13 protein-coding genes and 1 CRISPR repeat array (1 of these 14 only partly in view) are annotated in these 24,064 nt (G+C 50.3%); of the genes, 10 read left to right on the forward strand and 3 right to left on the reverse strand.

Going from position 1 to position 24,064, the window contains the following annotated elements:
• Positions 1–3,222: a CRISPR direct-repeat array (repeat unit 35 nt; unit sequence GTCAAAACTCATTTGAATCTCTACTGTTTGTAGAT); it begins 1,179 nt to the left of the window's first position.
• Between the two features lie 152 nt (positions 3,223–3,374).
• The 3 genes from FWG96_01605 to FWG96_01615 all read right to left on the reverse strand — a co-directional run bounded on the left by FWG96_01605 (position 3,375) and on the right by FWG96_01615 (position 8,678).
• Positions 3,375–5,135 carry an alanine--tRNA ligase gene (locus tag FWG96_01605; GenBank protein MCL2031957.1) on the reverse strand — a complete coding sequence of 587 codons (1,761 nt, stop codon included), beginning with the start codon at positions 5,133–5,135 and terminating at the stop codon, positions 3,375–3,377.
• A 70-nt stretch (positions 5,136–5,205) separates the two neighbouring features.
• The gene (gene nifB / locus FWG96_01610) at positions 5,206–6,444 is read right to left on the reverse strand and encodes a nitrogenase cofactor biosynthesis protein NifB (GenBank protein ID MCL2031958.1); all 1,239 of its coding nucleotides are present in this window, start codon (positions 6,442–6,444) and stop codon (positions 5,206–5,208) included.
• A 56-nt stretch (positions 6,445–6,500) separates the two neighbouring features.
• Positions 6,501–8,678, reverse strand: coding sequence for a suppressor of fused domain protein (locus FWG96_01615; protein ID MCL2031959.1), 2,178 nt, complete (start codon positions 8,676–8,678; stop codon positions 6,501–6,503).
• A 600-nt stretch (positions 8,679–9,278) separates the two neighbouring features.
• On the opposite strand from FWG96_01615, the gene FWG96_01620 reads away from it, so the two are divergent.
• The 10 genes from FWG96_01620 to FWG96_01665 all read left to right on the forward strand — a co-directional run bounded on the left by FWG96_01620 (position 9,279) and on the right by FWG96_01665 (position 23,978).
• The gene (locus FWG96_01620; GenBank protein ID MCL2031960.1) at positions 9,279–11,444 is read left to right on the forward strand and encodes a hypothetical protein; all 2,166 of its coding nucleotides are present in this window, start codon (positions 9,279–9,281) and stop codon (positions 11,442–11,444) included.
• A 5-nt stretch (positions 11,445–11,449) separates the two neighbouring features.
• Positions 11,450–12,094 (forward strand): PASTA domain-containing protein, encoded by a 645-nt coding sequence (locus FWG96_01625; protein ID MCL2031961.1) that lies wholly within the window; start codon positions 11,450–11,452, stop codon positions 12,092–12,094.
• Between the two features lie 30 nt (positions 12,095–12,124).
• Positions 12,125–12,553, forward strand: a complete 429-nt coding sequence (locus FWG96_01630; protein ID MCL2031962.1) for a bZIP transcription factor — start codon at positions 12,125–12,127, stop codon at positions 12,551–12,553.
• 55 nt (positions 12,554–12,608) lie between these two features.
• Positions 12,609–13,187 carry a hypothetical protein gene (locus FWG96_01635; protein ID MCL2031963.1) on the forward strand — a complete coding sequence of 193 codons (579 nt, stop codon included), beginning with the start codon at positions 12,609–12,611 and terminating at the stop codon, positions 13,185–13,187.
• A gap of 14 nt (positions 13,188–13,201) precedes the next feature.
• The gene (locus tag FWG96_01640) at positions 13,202–13,813 is read left to right on the forward strand and encodes a hypothetical protein (GenBank protein MCL2031964.1); all 612 of its coding nucleotides are present in this window, start codon (positions 13,202–13,204) and stop codon (positions 13,811–13,813) included.
• A gap of 61 nt (positions 13,814–13,874) precedes the next feature.
• Positions 13,875–17,687 (forward strand): hypothetical protein, encoded by a 3,813-nt coding sequence (locus FWG96_01645; protein MCL2031965.1) that lies wholly within the window; start codon positions 13,875–13,877, stop codon positions 17,685–17,687.
• A gap of 15 nt (positions 17,688–17,702) precedes the next feature.
• On the forward strand, positions 17,703–18,161 hold the full coding sequence (locus FWG96_01650; protein MCL2031966.1) for a hypothetical protein: 459 nt from the start codon (positions 17,703–17,705) through the stop codon (positions 18,159–18,161).
• A gap of 27 nt (positions 18,162–18,188) precedes the next feature.
• Positions 18,189–20,867, forward strand: a complete 2,679-nt coding sequence (locus FWG96_01655) for a hypothetical protein (GenBank protein MCL2031967.1) — start codon at positions 18,189–18,191, stop codon at positions 20,865–20,867.
• Positions 20,864–23,515, forward strand: a complete 2,652-nt coding sequence (locus tag FWG96_01660) for a hypothetical protein (protein MCL2031968.1) — start codon at positions 20,864–20,866, stop codon at positions 23,513–23,515. The genes FWG96_01655 and FWG96_01660 overlap by 4 nt, the downstream gene beginning before the upstream one ends.
• A gap of 76 nt (positions 23,516–23,591) precedes the next feature.
• A complete protein-coding gene (locus tag FWG96_01665; GenBank protein MCL2031969.1) occupies positions 23,592–23,978 on the forward strand; it encodes a DUF61 family protein in 387 nt (128 codons plus the stop codon).
• Positions 23,979–24,064: the final 86 nt, after the last annotated feature.

Here is a 24,064-nt window from a genome sequence, read left to right on the forward strand (position 1 = left end):
CATTTGAATCTCTACTGTTTGTAGATAGAATCTCCTAAATAACTCACTAAGGTCAAAACTCATTTGAATCTCTACTGTTTGTAGATGATCCAACCATAATAAACGCCGATGGGTCAAAACTCATTTGAATCTCTACTGTTTGTAGATCACGGCGGTGGACGTATGAGCAGAGAGTCAAAACTCATTTGAATCTCTACTGTTTGTAGATGTCATGCGTTCCTCTCATCATCATAAAGTCAAAACTCATTTGAATCTCTACTGTTTGTAGATGTGCACGATAGGCAATCCGTGAAAGGTCAAAACTCATTTGAATCTCTACTGTTTGTAGATGGATAAAATTCAGGGCGGCCAGTCAGAGTCAAAACTCATTTGAATCTCTACTGTTTGTAGATAAAAAGGCCTAACATACTAACTGTAGTGTCAAAACTCATTTGAATCTCTACTGTTTGTAGATACATGGCCTGCACGTCCTCTATTGGAAGTCAAAACTCATTTGAATCTCTACTGTTTGTAGATATCAACGGCGCGGCCTTCTACTCCCTCGTCAAAACTCATTTGAATCTCTACTGTTTGTAGATATGAGCCAATGCAAACCCCTCTTACAATGTCAAAACTCATTTGAATCTCTACTGTTTGTAGATCGCTGCCTGTGCACGAGCCTGCAAGGGTCAAAACTCATTTGAATCTCTACTGTTTGTAGATGCTTCACCCCCTCCTCCTACCTGTCGTCAAAACTCATTTGAATCTCTACTGTTTGTAGATCCTTCACACTCAGGACACTCGTCAGGGTCAAAACTCATTTGAATCTCTACTGTTTGTAGATCCGCAGTACAGCAACGTTTGGAGGGTCGTCAAAACTCATTTGAATCTCTACTGTTTGTAGATCCAAGACAATAGCATGTCATCTCCGCCGTCAAAACTCATTTGAATCTCTACTGTTTGTAGATGAGGGTGTGAAGGCAGAATCGAAGAGTCAAAACTCATTTGAATCTCTACTGTTTGTAGATTGCGAAAATACAGCCGTTAGTAAATGGTCAAAACTCATTTGAATCTCTACTGTTTGTAGATTGCGAAAAACCGCCCAGAAAAAAGACCGTCAAAACTCATTTGAATCTCTACTGTTTGTAGATTGGTGTTCCGCTCTGCGATAGAGTATGTCAAAACTCATTTGAATCTCTACTGTTTGTAGATGGGAACCAGGAAAAGATCATCAGGGGGTCAAAACTCATTTGAATCTCTACTGTTTGTAGATGATTATCAACTCTATCATCGCGGCGGGGTCAAAACTCATTTGAATCTCTACTGTTTGTAGATTTCCCTCCGCCCTTGGAGTTTTGAAAGTCAAAACTCATTTGAATCTCTACTGTTTGTAGATTGGTACTGCGCGATCAATATCCCGCGGTCAAAACTCATTTGAATCTCTACTGTTTGTAGATGATACATCTACACAATATCGGCACCGTCAAAACTCATTTGAATCTCTACTGTTTGTAGATCGGGCCACTATGAGGGCGGAGGGGTATGTCAAAACTCATTTGAATCTCTACTGTTTGTAGATTAGCTGTCGCCAAGTTGCCGCGAGACAGTCAAAACTCATTTGAATCTCTACTGTTTGTAGATTTTTCATAGGGTATTTTGCCATCACAGTCAAAACTCATTTGAATCTCTACTGTTTGTAGATACATCCTGGCCCTCCGCATTATATGCCGTCAAAACTCATTTGAATCTCTACTGTTTGTAGATTCGAGCAATTGCCACAGCCTTTTTCGTCAAAACTCATTTGAATCTCTACTGTTTGTAGATGGCCGTATTCATAGCGAAATATACTTTGTCAAAACTCATTTGAATCTCTACTGTTTGTAGATTGAATTATTCCCTCGGAGAAACCGTGTCAAAACTCATTTGAATCTCTACTGTTTGTAGATGTAAGAGAAAAGGTAAGAAGCGCGGGAGTCAAAACTCATTTGAATCTCTACTGTTTGTAGATGATTGTTGCCGCCATTTTGACAGCAGCGTCAAAACTCATTTGAATCTCTACTGTTTGTAGATGAAAAGAACCCCATCAGCCTTTGCCTGTCAAAACTCATTTGAATCTCTACTGTTTGTAGATCCGGTGATAGCCCAAGCCAGCGTATCGTCAAAACTCATTTGAATCTCTACTGTTTGTAGATCGAACGAAGTCACACCGCGACCTCGCGTCAAAACTCATTTGAATCTCTACTGTTTGTAGATGGTACCGTCCCACAGCCGCGCCCTCAGTCAAAACTCATTTGAATCTCTACTGTTTGTAGATGGATCATGTGATCACAACGGATCTATGTCAAAACTCATTTGAATCTCTACTGTTTGTAGATATATGATCAGGTGTCAATTCTTTCACGGTCAAAACTCATTTGAATCTCTACTGTTTGTAGATGAAGGCACCACGACAGCGACCTGATGGTCAAAACTCATTTGAATCTCTACTGTTTGTAGATAGGAGGACTATGATACGCTTATGTCTGGTCAAAACTCATTTGAATCTCTACTGTTTGTAGATTGCTACGGCGTACATTTTTTGGAAGTGTCAAAACTCATTTGAATCTCTACTGTTTGTAGATTGGGTGAAGCTGATCGCTGCATTCATCGTCAAAACTCATTTGAATCTCTACTGTTTGTAGATCTTTCTCCCCGTCAACTCCTCTGTCCGTCAAAACTCATTTGAATCTCTACTGTTTGTAGATTTCATGGCTGATCGCTATGTCTGTTAGGGTCAAAACTCATTTGAATCTCTACTGTTTGTAGATTGTGATGTGGTGTCACTGTCCCTTCATCGTCAAAACTCATTTGAATCTCTACTGTTTGTAGATCAAGGAGCCTCGGCCACTCCATATAGTCAAAACTCATTTGAATCTCTACTGTTTGTAGATTAATGCGTCATTCGACCCGACCAGAGCTTCATAGTCAAAACTCATTTGAATCTCTACTGTTTGTAGATAATCACGACTGTGCGTGCTACCATCCGTCAAAGCTCATTTGAATCTCTACTGTTTGTAGATTTGTCGTCAACCAGATCAACGACCAAAGTCAAAACTCATTTGAATCTCTACTGTTTGTAGATATGAGGTAATGAGGTCTGCCCCAGGGTCAAAACTCATTTGAATCTCTACTGTTTGTAGATGTTGGGTGACGAACCATCAGGGTTATGGTCAAAACTCATTTGAATCTCTACTGTTTGTAGATACAACACTCTCAAACTCACAATGAAGCTATCATATCCATTCCACTCTTTATAGTACGTAGTCACTTATGGCAGGATACATAACCGAGCGTCAAAACTCACTCTGGCAGATATGGGCAAGATAACAAATTATTTTGATATGTGTTTGCCACACTTATTCAACAACAGCCTTAATCCTTCTCACGCCTGCAGCAGAACTCTCTTCCTTAGTGATCTTGAAACAGCCGATTTCCCCGGTGCTGCGCACATGGGGTCCGCCGCAGAGCTCAATGGAAACATCACCTATTGAGTATACCTTCACGAGTTCTCCGTACTTCTCATGGAATACGCCTTCGGCGTTCCTTTCTTTGGCCTCCTCATAGGGGATCTCCTCACATACCACTGGGATATCGGCTTTTATGACCTGGTTGATGTAGTCTTCAATAGCCTTAAGCTCGTCAGGCTCAACTTTCCTGTCAAGATTGAAATCGAACCTTAGTCTCTCGGCTGTGATGTTCGATCCTTTCTGCTTGATGTTCGGATCGACGAACTTCTTCAGCGCCGCGTTCAGGAGATGTGTGGCTGTGTGTAATCTGGTGGTTTGATTGCTCGCATCCGCCAAGCCGCCTTTGAATATCTGGTCGGAACCCGCGCGGGATTTTTCCTGATGTTCTTTGAAACGGTTGTTGAAATCATCGACGTTCACGGTGTAGCCTTTCTCCGCCGCAAGCTCCTGCGTAAGCTCGATTGGGAACCCGAACGTGTCGTACAGCCTGAACACCGCTTCGCCTTCAAGCTCTTTTGATCCCCCACCCTCAGAGATCATCTCGTCGAACCTCCTCAGCCCCTTCCTCAGGGTCTTGTGGAATTTTTCCTCCTCGGCGGTTATCTGAGCGCAGATAGTGTCCTTATTCTTCTCTAGCTCCGGATACGCCGCCGAGTATTCAGAGATGATGACCTCGGAGACGCTCCGCATGTTCACCCCCTCGATCCCTATGTTCGACATGTATCTGCTCGCTCTTCTGATCAATCTCCTGAGGATGTATCCCTGTCCCATCTTCGATGGGACCACTCCGTCCCCCAGGAGGAACGTAGACGCCCTCAGGTGGTCGGCTATTATCCTGAACGACCGCATATCGTCCTTGTACTTCTTTCCGGATAATTCCTCAAGCTTTCCTATTATTCCGGTGAACAGCGACGTGTCGTACACCGTTTCCAGACCGTTCACCACACAAAGCACTCTCTCCAGCCCCATGCCGGTGTCCACATTCTGCTGCTTCAGCGGTGTGAACTTTCCGTCCTTATCCTTATTGTACTGCATGAAGACGTTGTTCCATATCTCCGTGTACTTGCCGCATCTGCACGCCGGCCCGCAGTCAGGGCCGCATTTCTTTTGGCCGTTGTCGAAGAATATCTCCGTGTCCGGTCCGCAGGGTCCGGTCTGCCCCGCGGGACCCCACCAGTTGTCCTTCCTTCCGTAGAAGAATATCCGGTCATCCGTGAACCCGTGGCTTCTCCATTGCTCCGCGGTCTCATCGTCCTTGGGAATGTCTTCCTCCCCTTCGAACGCCGTGACCGCAAGCTGATCCCTTCCTATTTTCAAAACATCCTTCAGAAGGTCATAGCTGAATTCTATCGATTCTTTTTTGAAGTAGTCCCCCAGGGACCAGTTCCCGAGCATTTCGAAGAACGTAAGATGCGAAGCGTCGCCCACCTCCTCGATGTCCCCTGTCCTTATGCATTTCTGGAAGTTCACCAGTCTCTTTCCTCCGGGGTGTTTCTCCCCCAGAAGGTACGGGACCAGAGGATGCATGCCCGCCGTTGTGAAAAGCACGGTGGGATCGTTCTCCGGTATCAGCGAAGCTGACCTGATGTAAGTGTGCCCTCTTTCGACAAAGAAATTCACATATGCGTCCCTGAGTTCCTGAGCGTCCATGATATGCCTTCTGAAAAAGGAAATAAGGTGGTGATTAAAAACGTTACGTTCATTTTTTGAGCGGAAAACATCAATCCGTTCCGAACGTTCCCTTTCCGATCTCTCCGGAGGAAATACGCACGGTCTTGCCCCTTTCCGCCAGCAGTCCGGACGGCATAGGGCCTATCTCCTTCACAATGATCACCGAACAATCGTTCAGAAGGGCCGCTGTGTTCTCGATGTGCTCTTTGTGCGAGCCGCCGGAGACCTGCCCTGACGTGTCGATATCGACCGTCCTGATGAATTCCGCCTTGCCGTTAGATACGGAGTAAACATCGAAACGCGAAGCGTTCCCGAACCCGCTGTCGATGTTCTCCCCGTCGGAAGTGGCGACCGCCATCCTTACCGGGCCGTCCTCCTCGATCCTCATCAAGGAGGGCATCGAGTTCTCCGCCGACGGGCCGCATGCCGCCTGGCAGGAACCCATCCTTGCGAACTCCGGTGACCTGTCTTCCCCCAGAAGTCCGACCGCGTCCGCCCTGCATTGTTTACAATGTCTCATCATCCTGACGTCAAGCTCGCATCGGTCCATCAGTTTCTTCCTCTCTTCCGGGGTCGGCGCCCTCCTGCCGCTGAATTTCGTACCGTCCACCGGTATCAAAGGGAGGATGTTCACGATGTATACGCCGAGGGACTTCACCTTCTTCACCAGCTCCGGGATATGTTCGTCGTTGATCCCCGGTATCATGACGATGTTGATCTTCACCATCATGCCCAGATCGACGCACATCCTGACGCCTTCCAGCTGGTTCTTCAGAAGTATCTCCGCGCCTTCTTTCCCCGTATATATTTTTCCCTTCCAACGCACACTGCCGTAGACCGATTCTCCGACCGAAGGGTCGGAGGCGTTCATGGTGACGGTCAGGAACCTTACGCCCAGGTCATACAGCCGCTGTGCGTTCTCAGGGAGAGCCAGACCGTTCGTCGAAACGCATAACGTCAATTCGGGGAACTCTCCTCTGACAAGCTCCAGAGTACGGAATGTCTCCTCGTTCGCCAGGGGATCCCCCGGGCCGGCTATGCCTATAACCTTCAGATAAGGTATCTTCTCTTTCACGATCCTTATCTTCCCCACCGCCTCCTCCGGAGAAAGGACCTCGCTGGTCACCCCCGGTCTGGACTCGTTACTGCAGTCGTACTTCCTGTTGCAGTAATTGCATTGAATGTTGCACTTCGGCGCGACGGGGACATGCATCCGCGCGAACTTTGTGTGAGCCTCCTTGTTATAGCAGGGATGCTCCCTCATCATCTCATCGAGCCTTGGATCCACACGAGAGGTATGGGGTGCGAATATCTATTGTTTTTCTCGCTGCGGTCCCGCAGACCTCATTTTTTCTTTTTCGCGTCTTTCTTCCCGGCCGCAGGCTCGCTCAGCGTGCGGCTCAGTTCAAGCATCATTTTCATATCTTCGTCGTTGTGACCTAGATCTATGCATTTTTGGAAGTGTTCGACCGCCTCATCAGCCGCTCCGGAGAGGAGCAGGGAGGTCCCTATCGTGATATTCCAGGGGATGTCGTCCTTTCCTTCGTCCTCTGTTTCCCGAAGGAGCCGGACCGCCTCTTCTATATGGCCCAGACTGGTCAATGATGCAGCATATATGACCGTGAGTTCGAGACCCCGTTCATCGGCCGGTACGGATTCTTCGATCGCTTCGATGATCACGCCGTATTCGTCATAGTCCTGCAGGAGGAGGAGTTCACTGCGCAGGTCCGCGCCGTCCCCGGTGCCCAGATAGATCGTTCCGCGGCCAGGTTCGAAGTTCCCTATGCAGAAAACGTGACCCAAGGGTTTCAGCGCGTCCATTGCCCTTTCCTCTATGAACTCCCACTCGTCGAAAAGCATCATGTCTATGTAGCCGCACATATCCCCGACGGCATATCCCAGGATGATCCCGATCTCGTCCCCGCTCCCCTTTCCGCCGAGGGCGTTCTCTTCCAAAGCCTTTGCTACAGCCTCGCATTCTTCCAGCAGAATGTCCCGATCCTCTTCTTTTGTCATGAAGAAGACGAACGCAGGCACCGCTCCGCACTTCACCGAGTTGAAGTAAGCGGTATGATCCTCATTGCGGTAGTCATATATCAGTTCCGGATAACAGGTGATGCCCTTTGAGATATCCGACCTAAGCTCCGGTAAGCCGGTCGGGTCGAGCTCATACTGGACGAACGATTCCGACGGTTCCTCCAGCACGCCCTTCTCCTTTGCGATCTCCTCTAACCTTTTCTCAAGTTCGGTCAGGGGGAACATATCGTCCGCCGGGGCGTCCGGACATCTTATGTCCGTTACGCATATGTGCGGCAGCAGGTCTCCTGTGATTTCGCACATAATGGAATAAAGGATCGGATATTTCACGTCCTCATCAAGCGCGGCGAACTCCTTATCATGGAAACATACGGCGGTACCTTCACCCTCGCAGTCATCCTCCAGCGAGATCATGATCTCATCGGAACTTACCTTGCGGCCGGCCGCCTCAAGGACGTACGGTTCTCCCCCCGTACCCGGCGTATAGGGGTGGACCTTCCATTTGCCTTTGTACCTTTCCGGCATTTTGGATACCAGGTACGGAAGGAGATAGAACAGGCACTCGTTGCCTTTGACCTTGAAGGCCATCTCATTCTTCCCCACGATACCGCAGACAAGGTCCCCGGAGATCAGCCCGGCCCCCTCGGCCAGAGAAGAAGTTATGTCATCGGCTTCGTACAGGGAACGGCCATCGTTCACCTTTGAGAGAGCCTCTTCGTTCTCCGAGAACCAGCCCCAGAACATCTTGACCCTTGTCGTGAACGGCGTCATATCGTCTATTGAGCCGGGCCCTCCGCAGATGCTCTCTCTGCCGATATCGATCACGCCGAGATCCTCGTCGGATTCAGCGGACTCCCAAAGTTCCAGGAAGGCTTCGAACCCGTTCTCTTCCAGGTAGTACATCTCATCGTCATAGATCGGCAGTATCTGGAGGAAGTTGATCCCCTTGCCGTCGGGGAGCCGGCATAAGATGGCGTCTTCGTCGAACAATGCGGGAGGTATGAGCACGGTGTGACTGAAAGCGACGTCGTCGGGAGCGGCCCCCCACAAGGGCATGGTCTGCCCCCACCAAAGCCAGATCTCCGGTTCAAAAGAAAGTCTGGCCGATATTTTCAGCCACTGGATCGGCCAATGCCACATCTCTTCCTCAGAGTCGACGTCCCAATCGGGCGGGAGGCATATCATGAATTCCGCCCGGTCGAGATCGGCATCCGCCATCTCAGGAGGAACATCCATCCTGTGTGCGCCTGCCCCGATCGTAATTAAAGTGTAGAAGTTGCGTTCCGGCGTAGGGTCGATGATCGCAATGTCCACGCGGGCGCCGTTGGGGAAGGTCTCGCCGAAAGCGGTCCTGTATTTTCCGAACCTGTTCCCGATATGATCCCTGACCGCCGCGGCCTCATCATCACCGTATGCATCGGGTGAACCTTTGCCCTTTCCCGCCTTATTTTGGGAGGGTTTCCCGCCGTTCTTCTTTTTTGCCATGCAGTTACCACAGCGTTAATGAATATATTAGAGGGAGCACACTCGCAAGCAAGGTAAGGATCTTAGGCGCCATTCGCTGAGCGCGCATATATAGGAATTCATCACCATTTGAGCAGACGCAAGTTCATATAGAGAAGGACCATCCCGAATGGTAAAGTCTCTGTTCTCAATAGCATTTCTATATATCTGGCTATGTGTATTGCCGTTCGCTCAGGCGTCCGACCCGGACCTCGGCAAAACCTCTGTTTTTTCTAAGAGATTGAGAATGCGCTTTTTTCCGCTGCGGCAAGCTCGGACAACAAGCTTCTATTGTTGACGAATATAGATCGGGGTTTGCGCCGGCGCTCGCGCTCAAAAGAAGACAGCACACCATATATCCACATGCGAACACATTCCTCCTCTTTTCTTTCCAAAAAACCAAAAGTAAAGGCGTTTTTCTCTATTTGTACAAACGCTGCAGGGAATTTGACACTATATTCTATTTATAACTCAATACTTATACTTATATTGGGGTTGAAAAAGTTGTCTACAGGCAATGCGCAGTTGGATGCCTACTTTTCCGATTTGAAAACACTCGCCCAAGATGAAATCACGCGTTGGGTGAAAACATGGCCGCCGATAACCTCGTCCAAGGCGAACCTGATAAAGGTCAGACAGATGGTGGCGGCAGCGGCGTTGAAAGTTGTGGACACCGCAAAATCGGCAGGGATCGACGTCCACGACAACGTGAAAGCGCTGGCCAATAACACCACTGCTGAAAGTGCAACGGCAGCGGTGGAAGAGATATACAGTTTGATAAGCTCAGGCAAAATGAGCCAAGATCAGTTGAAGGAACGCTTCGTGTTCGACATGGAGGACGTCTCGAAAAAACCTGCAACACCTGTCAAAGAGGCAACCCCAGCGTCGGCAGTAGCGGCCAAAACAGTCGAAGCCGCTGCAACACCTGTCAAAGAGGCAACCCCAGCGTCGGCAGTAGCGGCCAAAACAGTCGAAGCCGCTGCAACACCTGTCAAAGAGGCAACCCCCGCACCAACCCCTGTTGCTCCGGCCAAAGAAGCAGCACCCGCACCGACGGTAGCAGCCAAAACAGTCGAAGCCGCTGCAACACCTGCCAAAGAGGCAACCCCAGCACCGACTCCTGTTACTCCGGCCAAAGAAGCAGCACCCGCACCGACGGTAGAAGCTAAAAAGGCCGCAACTGCAACTGCGGCCAGAGAAAAGGTGACAGCCACACGTGTGACGGCTGCGGAGGCAGCCAAAACAGCCGAAGCCGCTACAACACCTACCAAAGAAGCTACCGTACCTTTGGCAACAGCCAAAGCGGCTGAGACCGTTGCGCCGGCCAAAGAAGCTACCGTACCTTTGGCAACAGCCAAAGCGGCTGAGACCGTTGCGCCGGCCAAAGAAGCAGCAGCACCGACGGCAGAAAAAACGGAAAAAATAGATGCAGCCACCGTAACCCCTATGGCTGCAACCGCTTCGGCAACCCCTGCGAGCGCAAGTGCAACCATTCCCGAAAAAGCTACTATGGCCACAGCGGTCCCGAACCCCGGGATAACGTTAAAACCGCCCGATGACCCGAAACCTCCCTCAGGGAATGCGAGCCCATGGGACACTCCCTCAACGGCCGTTGGGGACTTCTATGCAGATATAACAGACATACTCACCAGCCTCGGGCGGGGCCTGGCCAATGCCCAAAAAGAATTGGACATAGGCGCGATACAGATGCAGAAAGCGATCCTGGAGGATGAAACGCTCTCAGGCTATGGGCTTTCCGCCAACTGGTTTGTGATGCCCGAAGCGGAGTTCAACATGAGGATGGAACTCGGCGTGTCCGAAGAAGAGAAGATCGAAGGCACCGTATCTGGGAAAGCCCAGACGCGCGGTGTAAAGATGATGGCCGCACTCTCCAATGCAAAATACAACAGTTTATACGAATCAGAAAGCAAACAGGAAAGCTCGCTGAGGGTAAGATTCGTACCTGTCCCCATGCCCACGGTCGTAAAGATACCGAATGTCGTCGGAAGTCCGGTAGCATCCGCCAGAGCTGCTCTGGCAGGAGCCTCCGTCAACGCGATGTTCATAAGCGAAAAGGGAGAGGCATGGACTGCTGACAGCGGCAAAGTGGCGCTTCAGTCCATACCGGGAGGGGAAGTGATGCTGGCCGAAAAGGTACTCGTCGTAACGGTGAACACGACGGGTGTACCGCCCGCTTCACCAAAGCCAAGTACGCCTGCACCAAGTACGCCTGCACCAAGTACGCCTGCACCAAGTACGCCTGCACCAAGTACGCCTGCACCCAGCACACCTTCAACCCCGCCTGCGTCACCTGCACCAAGTACGCCGGCACCCAGCACACCTTCAACCCCACCCGCACCACCGACACCAAGCACTCCTCCGGCGTCGACCATCAATATGGACGACGTAGATCCGAAGTTGCGGGCTCCGCTTACGGATCTGATCAGCGCCGGCAAGGATGAGCTTACGCGCTGGGTTAAAACGTGGCCGCCGATAAACTCGTCCAAAGCGAATCTGATAAAGGTCAGACAGATGACGGGGGCAGCGGCGGCAAAGTTCGTGAGCGCAGCCGATTCGATAAAAGCAGAGATCTCCGACTACGTAAGAGAGGTCGCTGGCCAAAGCGATCCGGATAAAGCCAAAGCGGTGGTGGAAGGTATTTACGATCAAATAAACAAGGGCAAATTGAGCAAAGAACAGCTTGAAGCGCTCTTTGTATTCTATGTGCCGGGAGGCACAGGGAAGTAAGCGACATGACCCCAGATAATCTGGTAACCCCGGATAATTCCATCGGAGAGTTCTACTCGGACATTGAAAGTGTACTGACCAGCATCGGGGAAGGGCTGGCAAGTGCCCAGAGGGTGCTGGACATAGGCGCGATGGAGACACAGAAGAAGATCTGGGAGGACGACACGCTTTCAGGGTACGGTCTGACGGCCACTTGGTACGCCATGCCTGAAGCGGAATTCACGATAAAAATGGAGATCAGCACGTCCACGGAGGAGACGGTCGAATTCGACGCCAGCGGCAAAGCTACAAGGGTCCCGAGGACCAGGATCAAGGCCGCAATGTCAAATGCGAAATATAACAGCCTTTACAAGACGGACACCGTGCAGGAGAGCACGCTGAGGGTAAGATTCGTCCCGGTGCCTATGCCGGAAAGGCTCCAGGTACCGAATGTTGTCGGACTTGATCTGGAGTCCGCAAGGGCGGCTTTGGGCGAAGCCTCCGTCAATGCATTTTTCACTGACAAGAGCGGAGAGGTATGGACAGCCGGTGATGGCATGGTGATCGCCCAGTCAATACCCGGAGGGGAGCTGATCACTGTCGAAAGGATGATCACAGCGATCGTCCGGGATAAAACGGCGGCGGAGAAGGCCGCAGGAGTCCATAAATGAGACTAATCAAAGGCAAAGGAGAGAAATGATATGGCAGTAACGCTCGACGAGCTAGAGGAAAGGGTAAGCACATTGGAAAAAGAGAATGCCGAGCTGAAAGCAGCGGTAAGTACGCTGTCGAAGAACGCCGCTCAAACAGTAGCACAGCCGAGGAGCCTCAGCCCCAACGGCACCGCAGCGGCAGCGTCCATTACGGGCGATTCTGTCGCAGATGTTCTCGGAGGGTTCATCACTAATTTCAATTCAAAGGCGGACACGGGCAAATCTCCCATCGGCTATATGATGAGCGAAGTGGAGGTGGATCTCAAGACTGTGGTGGTGACTAAAGCTGACGGGCAGCTCGCGCTCGAACCAGCCGACGTCAACACACCCGCACAGGCAGTGACCCCGCTGAAGCTGTCGGTGAAGGCGGTGCCCCGCGCGACAGCCGTAACCCGACCAACCCCAACCACCAGATAAGTAAAGAGAAAGAAAAAAAGGAGAAAAAAAGAAGAAAGAGAAGGAGAAATAAAAAATGACAGATATAGGAAAAGAATTGTTGAACGTGCCCTTTCCGGAGATGGTGGTCAAACTGGCGTCTGCGATAGCGGAAGGACAAATGGCGATGGACAAAGTCTGCTGCGACATAGCAAAGATGATGGGCGACTCGAAGAAAGTGAGCATCGAGCTGCCCGATCTGACCAAAGACGACAACTCCGTGATCAAGACGTCGCTGATAGGGGCGGGCTTCCAGCCGACCTTCTACCAATTCACGGACACCATCATCGAAGTGAAGATGGCAATGACGATGGCCACCAGCACGCAAGCGTCCGTATCCACGACCGCCAAGGGAGGATTCGGTTGTTTCTCCGCGTCGGTGAACGCTTCGTATACGGGCAAGTACTCCTTTGAGGCCAGCGGATCGAGCCTCATCAGGACGAGGATCACCCCTGTTCCCCCAAGCACGTTTGTCCAAAAACTGCTTGAGATAAAGGGGCAGATGATACAGCTGGAATACCAGCTCAAGATAAAAGAGGCCGAAATAAAGATGCAGGCCGAAACGGATAAGATAGCCAAAGAGGCGGAGAAAGCAGCAGAAGAGAGTTCGAGTTAATGAGGTGAATGAAAATGGGAATAGGACAAGAGATATTGAATGTACCCTTCGGGGAGATGGTTTATCAGGTTGCGTCAGCGATCGCTAAATCACAAGCGGAATTAGACTCGTCGTCGGTCGAGATACTGTCGATGATGGGAGACAAGAAGAATTACCCGGTGTCCTTGCCGGCATTGGATCTGGCAGGCAATGAGACCGAGATCGAGACTTCAATGATAGGAGCGGGATTCCAGCCGGCTTTCTATCAGTTCACGGATGCGATAATAGAGGTCAAAATGGCGATCTCAATGACACGCGAGACCGAAGCCTCGACCGACTATAAGAGCGAGACCAAATCCACCAGCGAAAGCAACAAGAAAGCGACATGGTACAACAGGAACAGCACCAACTCGTCGACCGTCAGGACAACCACCGTGAACGCCAACTATACTAACAGGTACAGCTTCAACGAGGAAGCATCAAGCACGCTCCGCGTCCGTCTGGTGCCGCTGCCTCCGAACCCGATCATACAGCGTCTCATCGACCTCAGGGCACAGAGGGAGCAGTATAAGTTCGAAGTACAAATGAAGAGCATGGAAGAAGCGGCGAAGAAGGAACTGGAGAATCAATCATCATCTTCTTACTGATCACGAATGTGAACATCGGGTCAGAGAGCATGCATGTTTCGGGCGGGTGTGAGATGGTATAATGAAATTGCTCACGCACGCCTATCTCGCCAACATCATCATCGGTGAGCTGGAGAAAACAGGCAAGCTCAAGATACCCGACGTGAAAGGAAGCTATTCCTCAGGCAGCCTGAGGGAGCCGCTTTCAAAGGAAGATAAGGAAGAGGAGTCCAAAGCCTCGAAAGAGGAGACGAAGTCCTCCGGAGGGGGAGTATCCGAAAAGACCGAGGACAAGAAAGTAAAATCTTCGGAGGAAAGCGGATCAAAGGCCTCGGAGGAAAGCAAGACCGAAAAGGCCGAGGACAAGACAGCTAAGTCCGCTGAGGAAAGCAAGACCGAAAAGGCCGAGGACAAGACAGCTAAGTCCGCTGAGGAAAGCAAGACCGAAAAGGCCGAGGACAAGACAGCTAAGTCCGCTGAGGAAAGCAAGACTGAAAAGGCCGAGGACAAAGACTCAAAGTCTTCCAGAGAGAGCGGGCCGAAGTCTCAGAAAAAAGAAGAGCCGCCGCTCTTTTTCCCCCTGAAGGGCGGCGAATATACCCCTCCCGATGAGGTAAAGAACCTTATTCTGAACAAAAAGGAGTTCTTCAGAGGCGGCGTTGTATACGGGACGCTGCTTCCCGACATCACTTTCAGCATGTCTGTCATCCGCCCCTCGGATTCCGGCATATGGCTTGAATATCTTTTCGAGCGCCTCAAGACCATCCCGAAAGGAGAGGAACGGAACGAGGCATACGCCTTCGTGCTGGGAGTGATGGTCAATTTTACTGCGGACATGTTCCTCCGCGCTTACGTGAGCGAATATGCCGGGGGGTGGTTCGACTCCTACACGGGGGACAGAGGCAAGAAGCATCTTCTAATAGACGAGTACGTGGAGAGGAAGATATCGATATACTTCACAGACGACGACAAGAAGATATCGGTCCCGTCGAAGTTCGTGGCATTGTGCTTCGCCGACGGCCAGGGGATCGAAGACCAGATAAGGAACATAAAAGATAAGAAACGGTCGGAGAAGGTCCTCGCCGTCTATAACGGAGCATCTTTGGCGCAGACGCGCGCCCAATCCTCCGGCGCGAGCGTCATTGTTGCCGACGGATACAGAGCGGCGTCCAATGTACTCTCTTATCCGGAGGACATAGCGAAAAAGCAGGCCGAGATGGTAGAATGGGTCAAGACGTGGGAGAAACTGGCGCAGGATATTCTGAATGGCGAGTCTGCCGCCGAATGCATACCGGCCGACAACGTCTGGCTTAACGACGAGACCCTTAAAAAGCTGATTGTGGCGGTCTACGGGCCGAGGAGGATCGAGAGCAAGATCGAGTCAGACCTCGAGGAGGCCTTCAAGAAGAAAGAAGGCGAAGAGGATGAGGAGCCCGCCGAATACAAGATATACGAAAGGATCAGCGCGGACCTCAAGGGATTCGGCGAAGAGAAGGACTATCCCCTGGGCGAAGAAGGAAAGGAATTCAAAGCGTTCTCCCTCGCTCTCGTCGCGTCCAAATTCTGCCTGTTCGGCTACAAAGAGCTGAACAAATACATCAACAGAGCGGAGTTCGCCGAGGATAAATGCACTTATGTGCTCCGCAAAGTGAAGCTGGCCGTGACATCGGACGCCAAGCTCATAGACTCTTTTCCCGACGGTAGGACCCTGTGCGGCCTTGAGATATCCACCAAGACCAGGACCGCGGCGTACACCACATTGTTGTCCGGGGATTTCGCAAAGACCGGGCAGGCGGTGATCGAGCTCCCCATACCCATACCTTATGAGGATATCACGCGCTTCACGCTGTTCAACACAAGCGCCTTCGAGTGGAAGATCTCAGGCTTTGAAATAAAGGACGAAGAGGCCGGGAAGGTCCTCGGGAAATATGATGCGAAGAAGGCTGAGGAAGAGGTTAAGAAAGAAGAAGAGGAAAAAAAGAAGGCTGAAGAACAGGAAAAGAAGAAGGCCGAAGCACTAGGATCAGTTGCTCAGACATCCAAGACCGAGAAGAAAAAAGACGAAACGCTGTCCGAGGAAGAGAAGATCGAGGCGCAGATCCGCGAAAAGCTCGAAGCGGAGAAAAAAGCAAGCGAAGCACTGGCGAAAAAATTGGAGGGATGTTCCCTCGTCGTGTCCGGTACGGACCATGGCGCGGACATCGATGCGGCCGTGGTGGCGGAGATAACCAAAGGGACGAAAGATCCGCTGACGATAGAAATACCTCACCGGCTGATGTCATGGCTGTACAGCATCGATGGTAAGGACTCCACAGAAAAACCGATACCGGAAAAGAAACCCTGGGAGTATGATGAGTACGTCATATACCGTATTCTTACGGCCGGGTTCAGGCCGACCCTGCTTGATGAGATATTGTCAGAAAAATACGATGACGCAAAAAAAGAACCGGAAAAACCATCGGTGAAACCTTCCGAAGAAAAACCGAAGGAAAAGAAGAAGGCCGATCTTTCCGACATCTTCGACGTGGCAGAGACGCCGGAAGGGAACATGATGAACGTCACCTTCGAGGACGCGTACGTCCGAATGAGGGACAGGATACTTCCGAAGATCAAAGACGCAGTCCCCAAAGAACTCGCTGAAAGCACGGACCGCGTAATGAGTGCGGTCGACGACATTATGAGCAAGATCCTGGTCGAAGCAAAGGACCTCATGAACAAGACGATGGAGAAGGACGACTCGGAGAAATCCAAGAAAGATGAAATGGACGAGTCCAAAGGCAAGGACCCCAACGCTGACGCCATGAAAAAGGACGACTCGGAGAAATCCAAGAAAGATGAAATGGACGAGTCCAAAGGCAAGGACCCCAACGCTGACGCCATGAAAAAGGACGACTCGGAGAAATCCAAGAAAGATGAAATGGACGAGTCCAAAGGCAAGGACCCCAACGCTGACGCCATGGAGAAGGACGACTCAGAGGAGCCTAAGAAAGAGAGTCTCTTTGATAAGCTGAAGAAGAAAGCCGGAATGGACGAGTCCAAAGACAAGGATCCTAACGACGAGGCCATGGAGAAGGACGACTCGGAGAAATCCAAGAAGGATGAAATGGATGATTCCAAAGACAAGGATCCTAACGACGAGACCATGGAGAAGGACGACTCGGAAAAAGAGGACGAAGACAAAAAAGATTCGGGGGACAGGTCTGAATTAAGCAAGGACAAAAAGAAGGACAAGGAAGATGAAGACGAAGAAGAAGATTCGGGCTTAAGCAAAGACAAGGAAGATGAAGACGACGACATGGATCTGAGCAAGGACAAGAAGAAAGACAAAGATGAAGACGACGACGAAGACGATGATGACGACGATGACGACATGGGTCTGAGCAAGGACAAGAAGAAAGACAAGAAGAAAGACAAAGATGATGACGACGACGAAGACGATGATGATGATGACGACATGGGTCTGAGCAAGGACAAGAAGAAAGACAAGAAGAAAGACAAAGATGATGACGACGACGAAGACGATGATGACGATGATGACGATGATGACGACATGGGTCTGAGCAAGGACAAGAAGAAAGACAAGAAGAAAGACAAAGACGAAGACGACGACAAAGACGATGATGACGATGATGACGACATGGGTCTGAGCAAGGACAAGAAGAAAGACAAAAAGGAAGACAAGAAGAAAGACAAAGAAAATGACGACGACAAAGACGATGATGACGATGATGACGACATGGATCTGAGCAAGGACAAGAAGAAAGACAAAAAGGAAGACAAGAAGAAAGACAAAGAAAATGACGATGACGACATGGACCTGAGCAAAGACAAAAAGAACAGCTCCAAGGAAGAGTCGGGGTTGAGCAAAGACAAGAAAAAAGAGGATCGTATATGATAAAGGGGGAACGGGATGGATGAGATAACATTTTTAGCGGAAGGACTCAAAGCACTGAACAACGCAGCTGTCGACCTTGTCCTGAAGGGAGAATATGACGACGCCGAAAGGGCGTTCAAGACGGTCGAGGACATGTCCAGGCTGTTCTGCTATGAGGAGGGAGTAGGTATGGCGAGGGTATCCTTGGCAAATCTGTCGATGATAAGGGGGAATATCTCTGAGGCGGTCGATCACATCGAGACAGCGATAGAGTATTTTCCCTCCGGCGACGGCAAAGAAGAGGCTTACGCCCTGCAAAAGAAGATATCCATCGCAGCGCTCGAAGCCGGCATCGAGAAGGAAAGGTCCGGCGACCTGAAAGGCGCGCTGGAACTGTTCGAAAAGATAATCCATATACTTAACGAGAAAAGGGCGGAGCTTGTCGCCGCCGAGATAAAGAACATAAAACAATACCTGGGAAACGGGGAGGAATGAGCCAGTGCTTGAAAACAGGAGGGGTAAATGAGACCGCTTACGCACCTTTACGCTGCAAATCTCATACTGGATGAGATAACGAAAGGCGGAAAACTGAGCATCCCTCCAATTGACGGCAAGTATACTAACGGTCCGCTGGCAGAGCCCTACACAGACGCCGAGGCGCTCCTTACCGTCAGCCAGAAAGCGGCGGCGGAGGCAGCTCCGAAACCGCTCGTGTTCCCAGTAAAGGGCCGCACTTTCCAGATGCCTCCCAAAGCTATGAAGGCGATCACGGAGAACAAAGAGTATTTCAGAGGCGGTGCGGCGGGATTCGGCGCTATGCCGGATGCCGTCTTCAACAAAACGATTATCCGCCGTTCCGACTCTGGGATATGGCTGGAGTACATGTACGGAAGGATGCTCGCGCTCGCCGCAGGGAAGATGCGCGACCAGGTGTACGCATTCATATTAGGGACGATGGCCCACTATGCGGCGGAGATATTCTGGAGCGCTTATGTCAACGAATATGCCCCCGGTTGGAAAGGAGAGGCGGCAGAGCAGCGCATCGCAGTGGAAAGGTACATAGACACTAAGATATCGGACGCGGTAGCGAAGGACGACCGGAAGATATCGGTGCCGGCGGAATTCCTCACTTCCTGTTTTTCAGACATCGATCGCATAGAGGAGAAGATGAAAAGTACGGTAAAATATACCGCGATCACCCAGAAAGAAAAGCCGAAGGAAAATGAGACCGAGAAAGCGGTGACAGGGGGAGAAGAAGCCACATCCAAGGGAAGTGTGGCCAAGGATAAAGAGGCCGAAATGGCAGTGGGCAAGACAGCCAAGTCCACAGAGGAAAGTAAAACCGAAAAGGCCGAGGACAAAACAGCTAAATCCGCCGAGGAAAGCAAATCTGAAAAGGCTGATGACAAAACAGCGAAACCTTCTGAGGAAAGCAAATCTGAAAAGGCTGATGACAAAACAGCGAAACCTTCTGAGGAAAGCAAATCTGAAAAGGCTGATGACAAAACAGCGAAACCTTCTGAGGAAAGCAAAACCGAAAAGACGGAATCCATCAATATAGAGACAGCGGACACAGGCCGGGAAAAGCGCTCGGAGAAATATCTGTCGCAATACAGAGCTGGGTATATGCTCATACGCAACATGTCAAAGATCCGCGACACAGTGCGTGGTTTCGTTCGCTATGATACAAAGAAAGAGACGAGCATCGATAATGTGCTTCATACATCGGCAGACAGGTTCGGGCTGATCATGGGATGGGCTGACGATATCGACAAAGCTATAAAGGAATGGATAACGGCGTGGGAAGGCGTTGTGCAGGACTCCCTGAACGGAGAGGGCACCGAAGCGGTCAAGAAGAACATTGGCAAATGGTACGACGACAACTGGAAGAACATCACCGGTGCGGTAGACTGGCTCGACTCTGTCCAGGAGCTTGATGCCACAATAAAAGGGGAGATCCAAGAGATATTCCATTCTGTTAGGGAACTGCAGGAATCGTCCACGATAAAAGAGTTGGATGCCGGCAGCGGGAAGGAGCCGTTCGAAAGGCTGTTTCCGGAACATTACAGTTCAATATACAAAGAATACGAAACGGGGAAAAACACAGACAAGGAGATAAACACGGCCTTCAAACAAAAATACGAAAAGGCATCCGACCTCTACAAGCTACTGGACAATGACATGAGGGATTTCGGTAAAGATCCGTATCCGTACGGGGATGCTAAAAAAGAATTCCGAGCATTCTCCCTAGGCCTTACCGCCTCCAAGCTGGGTATAATGGGCCACAAGAACCTGTACCACTATCTCCACAGGGATGAGCTCAAGGTCAAAGACCCGGAAGCTTTGTCTGCCGTCAGAAGGCTGAGGGTGAAGATAGTGGTAAAATCGGATGACATCAAGGAACCCGAACCCGGTATATGCATCCCCGCCAAATTTGACATAGTAGCGGTCGACAAAACCGAATTGAGGGTTCTCATCCGTCGCAGATCAAACCCTCAGGAAAAGAGTCCCGCAGAGGAAGAGAGTGTTATCGTTCTGCAGAGACCAATGCCTTACGACCAGATCAAAGAGTTCAGGATATCCAAATTCGGCCTGGACGACTGGAGCATCGAATCTTTGGAAGTTATCGATACGGACACAGGATGGACAATAGCGTCGAAGAAGAACTTCATCCTCCCCGACGAGAAGGCCGTCAGTTTATCCTTTAAGAAGACCGCAGTGAAATTCAAGGAAGAGAAGATGGAGGTACCGCATGAGATGATGTCCTGGAGGTACAGCCTGGAAGGTGCAGAACCGGCCGGGAGCGACCCTCCCGTCATTAAGCCATGGGAATACAAAGAGTATGCAATATACTACGATATCTTCTATCCCAAGTCAGATCCGGAAAAGAAAACTGAAACCGAGAAGAAGGCCTTTGCTGTGGAGAAGACAGAACCTGAAAAGGAAGCTGAGTCTGAGAATAAGGCTGAGCCTGAAAAGGAAACCAAACCAGAAAAGAAGACAGAACCTGAAAAGGAAGCTGAGTCCGAGAAGAAGACTGAGCCAGAAAAGGAAACCAAACCAGAAAAGAAGACAGAACCTGAAAAGGAAGCTGAGTCCGAGAAGAAGACTGAGCCAGAAAAGGAAGCCGAGCCTGAAAAGAAAGCTACTTCTAAGAAGAAGGCCGAGTCCGAAACAGAAAAAGATGAGGTGAAGAAGTGAAACTGCTCACCCACCTTTATGTCGCAAACCTTCTGATAAAGGAAATAGAAGAAAAAGAGGGCAAACTAGAGATCGCCCCCATCGAAGGCGAATATCAGATCGGAACGCTCAAGGAGCCGGATTCCAAAGGGAACAAAGAAAAGGACGACTCTAAAAAGGACACCTCGGAAAAAGATACTAAGAAAGAAGATACCAAGGAAAAGGAAACTTCGGAAAAAGATACCAAGAAGGAAGATACCAAGGAAAAGGAAACTTCGGAAAAAGGCACTTCCGAAGACAGCACCACTAAGAAAGAGACCTCTAAAGACAATGCCGAGAAAAGTACTTCCGAAGAGGGCACTTTGAAAAGTAGCACTCCCGAAAAGAACACTTCAAAAAGCAGCACTTCAGAGGACAGCACTCCAAAGGAAGAAGCCAAGGACGACAGCACTTCCAAAAAGGACACTAAAGAAGCTGATGCCCCCAAGGAAGCCAAGGACGACAGCACTCCAAAGGAAGAAACCAAGGACGACAGCACTTCCAAAAAGGACACTAAAGAAGCTGACACTCCCGAAAAAGACGCTAAAAAGACCGATGCCGCAGAAGATGAGAAAAAAATGTGCGGCGGCAAGAAATGCGAAGATCTCAACCCCGTGCTGATATTCCCTTTCAAAGGCGGTACGTTCGAAGTGCCGAAGAAAGTTCGGGAAGCCATTGTGAACAACAAGGAATATTTCCGCGCGGGCGCGGCGGGGTGGGATATTTTCCCCGATATGCTGTTCAGCAGACTGATCATCCACCCAACGGATTCAGGGATCTGGCTGGAACACATGTACGAGAAACTGCTTACTATGCCTCCGGGAAAAGAGTTCGACCAGTCATATGCGTTCCTGCTGGGGGCGATGACGCACTATGCTACGGACATGTTCGGTAACTCTTATGTAAATGAATACGCCGGAGGCTGGTCCGCCTGCCTGACAGGCACGAACGACATCGCGCAGCGCCATATTGCCATAGAATCATACATCGACAGCAAACTCACCGATAAGATAATCCCGGAGTCCGAGCGCATACTGCGAGCGCCGGTGGACTTCTTAGTTTACTGCTTCGCCGACGCCGAAGGCATCAAAAAGAAGATTGGCAAGATCGAAAGCCGCACCTATACGCCGCCCGGCGGATTCAGAAAGGGCGAGCCTATTCCCGATGACGCCGCCAAAAAGCGTTCCGAAGAGTGCTTGGCCTTGTATCAGGAGAAATACATGCTGCTCTACCAGATGTCAAGGCTGCGCGAACAGGTATGCGGATATGTTCAGTATGACACCAAGAGCGAAACACCGGCGATCAGAGCGCTTCAGGAGGCAGGGGCGAAAGGCGAACTCTCGCAGTGGCTGGAGGACATAGACATAGTGATAAAGAACTGGGTGATCGCATGGCAGTTATCCCTTCAGGGCCTCATAGAGGGAAAGAGCGAATCCCACATCGCCGACTGCATGGACAGATGGATAAAGAACAGCTGCATCGACATAGTTGTCGGCATTCCTCTTTGGTTCAGTAAAGTGGCGGCGACGTACCCTGAGGAACTGGATCTGAACTGGCTCTCCGAAGTGCCGCTGTTCAAGAGCCCCGGTCCCGCTTCCGGAAAGGACCTTCTGAAGGCCATCTCGCCAAAAGATTACGAAGGATTTGAAAAGACGTACGATCCCAAGAACTCCAAACTCGATGATAAGAAGATAAAGGCCCTCTTTAAAGACAGATACAAGGACGCAGAAACGTTCTACGGCCGTCTGGACTCAGACCTCAAGAAGTTCGGCAAAGATAAGGAATATCCCTACGGTAAAGAGGGAGAGTTCAAAGCGTTCTCCCTTTGCCTCTCCGCATCTAAGCTGTGCCTTATCGGCAGCGAGAACCTGAACCAATTCACAGGGCTGAAAAAGAAAAAATTCAAAGGCTCCGCCCCGAAAAAGATCATCAGGAAAATAAAGGTTAAGATAAAGGCAGGATCGGAAGAGAGCGGAGAAGGGGGGTCGGGCACTTACCGGCAGTTGCGCATGGACATCGTCAAGAACGATTCCAAGGTCACGAGAGTGGTCTTCGGCTCCAAGTTCAATGATGATAAAGGATGTGTGGTCGCCCTTCAAAAACCGATAAATGGTGAAGACATCATCCGCTTTGAGATATCGAAGACAGGCGCTGACATATGGGAGATTGACTCTCTCGTGATCGAGGATGCGGAGACCGAAAAGCAGCTTGGTTCAAAAAACGGGGTCATTCTGGGCGAGATGCACGCTGACGTGATAATAGAGAGGAGCCCGTCAGTTAAAGAGGACAAACCCGGAGAGATCGAGGTCCCTCACGCTATAATGTCGTGGATGTACAGTCTGGACGGGGCGGACCCAACGAAGATAAATCCGGCGGTCAACATGCCGTGGGAGTATGAGGAGTACTTTGTCTTCTATTCGGTGAAGAGCGGGTCCGACGAATGGGCGAAATATTTCGATCTGAAGGAGATGGTGGAGATAAACTACACCCCTCCCCGCGTTAAAGAAAAAAAGAGGATCTTCCCCCTAAAGGATATACCTGGCGCCGAAGAAAAGACGAACAAGGGCAAGCAATCGGATGGCGGCAAAGAAATGAAGAGTACCATGGAGAAGGGGAACAAGGTCGCATGAGGAGAGCACCGCCCCCTCCTTGTTCTCTATTAATCATAATGTAATAATATAATAAGGACAGCATCGATTGCGAAACGTGGACATAGAGAACATCATCCGCGATATGAACCGCCACATCCCGGTCTCAAGAAGGACGCTCCTTGAGTATCTGGAGTCGGGAGAGGACACTTATGAGACCAAAGACGGTCAGAAGTGCTCACTCGACCGGAAGGATCTGGAGCTCCTTGCCGGAAAGTGCACGGAGATAGAGAAGATGAGGCTGAGGGTCCCCATCTTCGTAAGCACGGATACATCATGCGACGGGGGAGCATGGAAGGTCGAGGGTAAGACCGAAGTGGCCGTGGTATCAAAACTTCTGAACAAAAGAGCATACAGGGATGACTACATGAGGCTCTACCATCCGGACCTGAAAGACCTCAGAAAGATGCTGCCCAGCATAATCTCCATAGTCTTCATCCCCTGATGCTGGCCCATACTGAAAAGGTTTATATACAATTCCTGAATACAAGGGTCTGCGCGATGAGACCCATCGTGTGATTCGTGTTAAAA

Origin of the sequence: Candidatus Methanoplasma cognatum (assembly GCA_009777615.1) — an archaeon.
In the GTDB taxonomy this organism is placed as follows: Archaea; Thermoplasmatota; Thermoplasmata; order Methanomassiliicoccales; family Methanomethylophilaceae; genus Methanoplasma; species Methanoplasma cognatum.

Excerpts from the sequence above, each read along its gene's own strand:
- FWG96_01650 (MCL2031966.1), top strand. The coding sequence starts at position 17,703 with ATGGATGAGATAACATTTTTAGCGGAAGGACTCAAAGCACTGAACAAC.
- FWG96_01615 (MCL2031959.1), bottom strand. The coding sequence starts at position 8,678 with ATGGCAAAAAAGAAGAACGGCGGGAAACCCTCCCAAAATAAGGCGGGA.
- FWG96_01640 (MCL2031964.1), top strand. The coding sequence starts at position 13,202 with ATGGGAATAGGACAAGAGATATTGAATGTACCCTTCGGGGAGATGGTT.
- FWG96_01630 (MCL2031962.1), top strand. The coding sequence starts at position 12,125 with ATGGCAGTAACGCTCGACGAGCTAGAGGAAAGGGTAAGCACATTGGAA.
- FWG96_01625 (MCL2031961.1), top strand. The coding sequence starts at position 11,450 with ATGACCCCAGATAATCTGGTAACCCCGGATAATTCCATCGGAGAGTTC.
- FWG96_01655 (MCL2031967.1), top strand. The coding sequence starts at position 18,189 with ATGAGACCGCTTACGCACCTTTACGCTGCAAATCTCATACTGGATGAG.
- FWG96_01635 (MCL2031963.1), top strand. The coding sequence starts at position 12,609 with ATGACAGATATAGGAAAAGAATTGTTGAACGTGCCCTTTCCGGAGATG.
- FWG96_01605 (MCL2031957.1), bottom strand. The coding sequence starts at position 5,135 with ATGGACGCTCAGGAACTCAGGGACGCATATGTGAATTTCTTTGTCGAA.
- FWG96_01645 (MCL2031965.1), top strand. The coding sequence starts at position 13,875 with ATGAAATTGCTCACGCACGCCTATCTCGCCAACATCATCATCGGTGAG.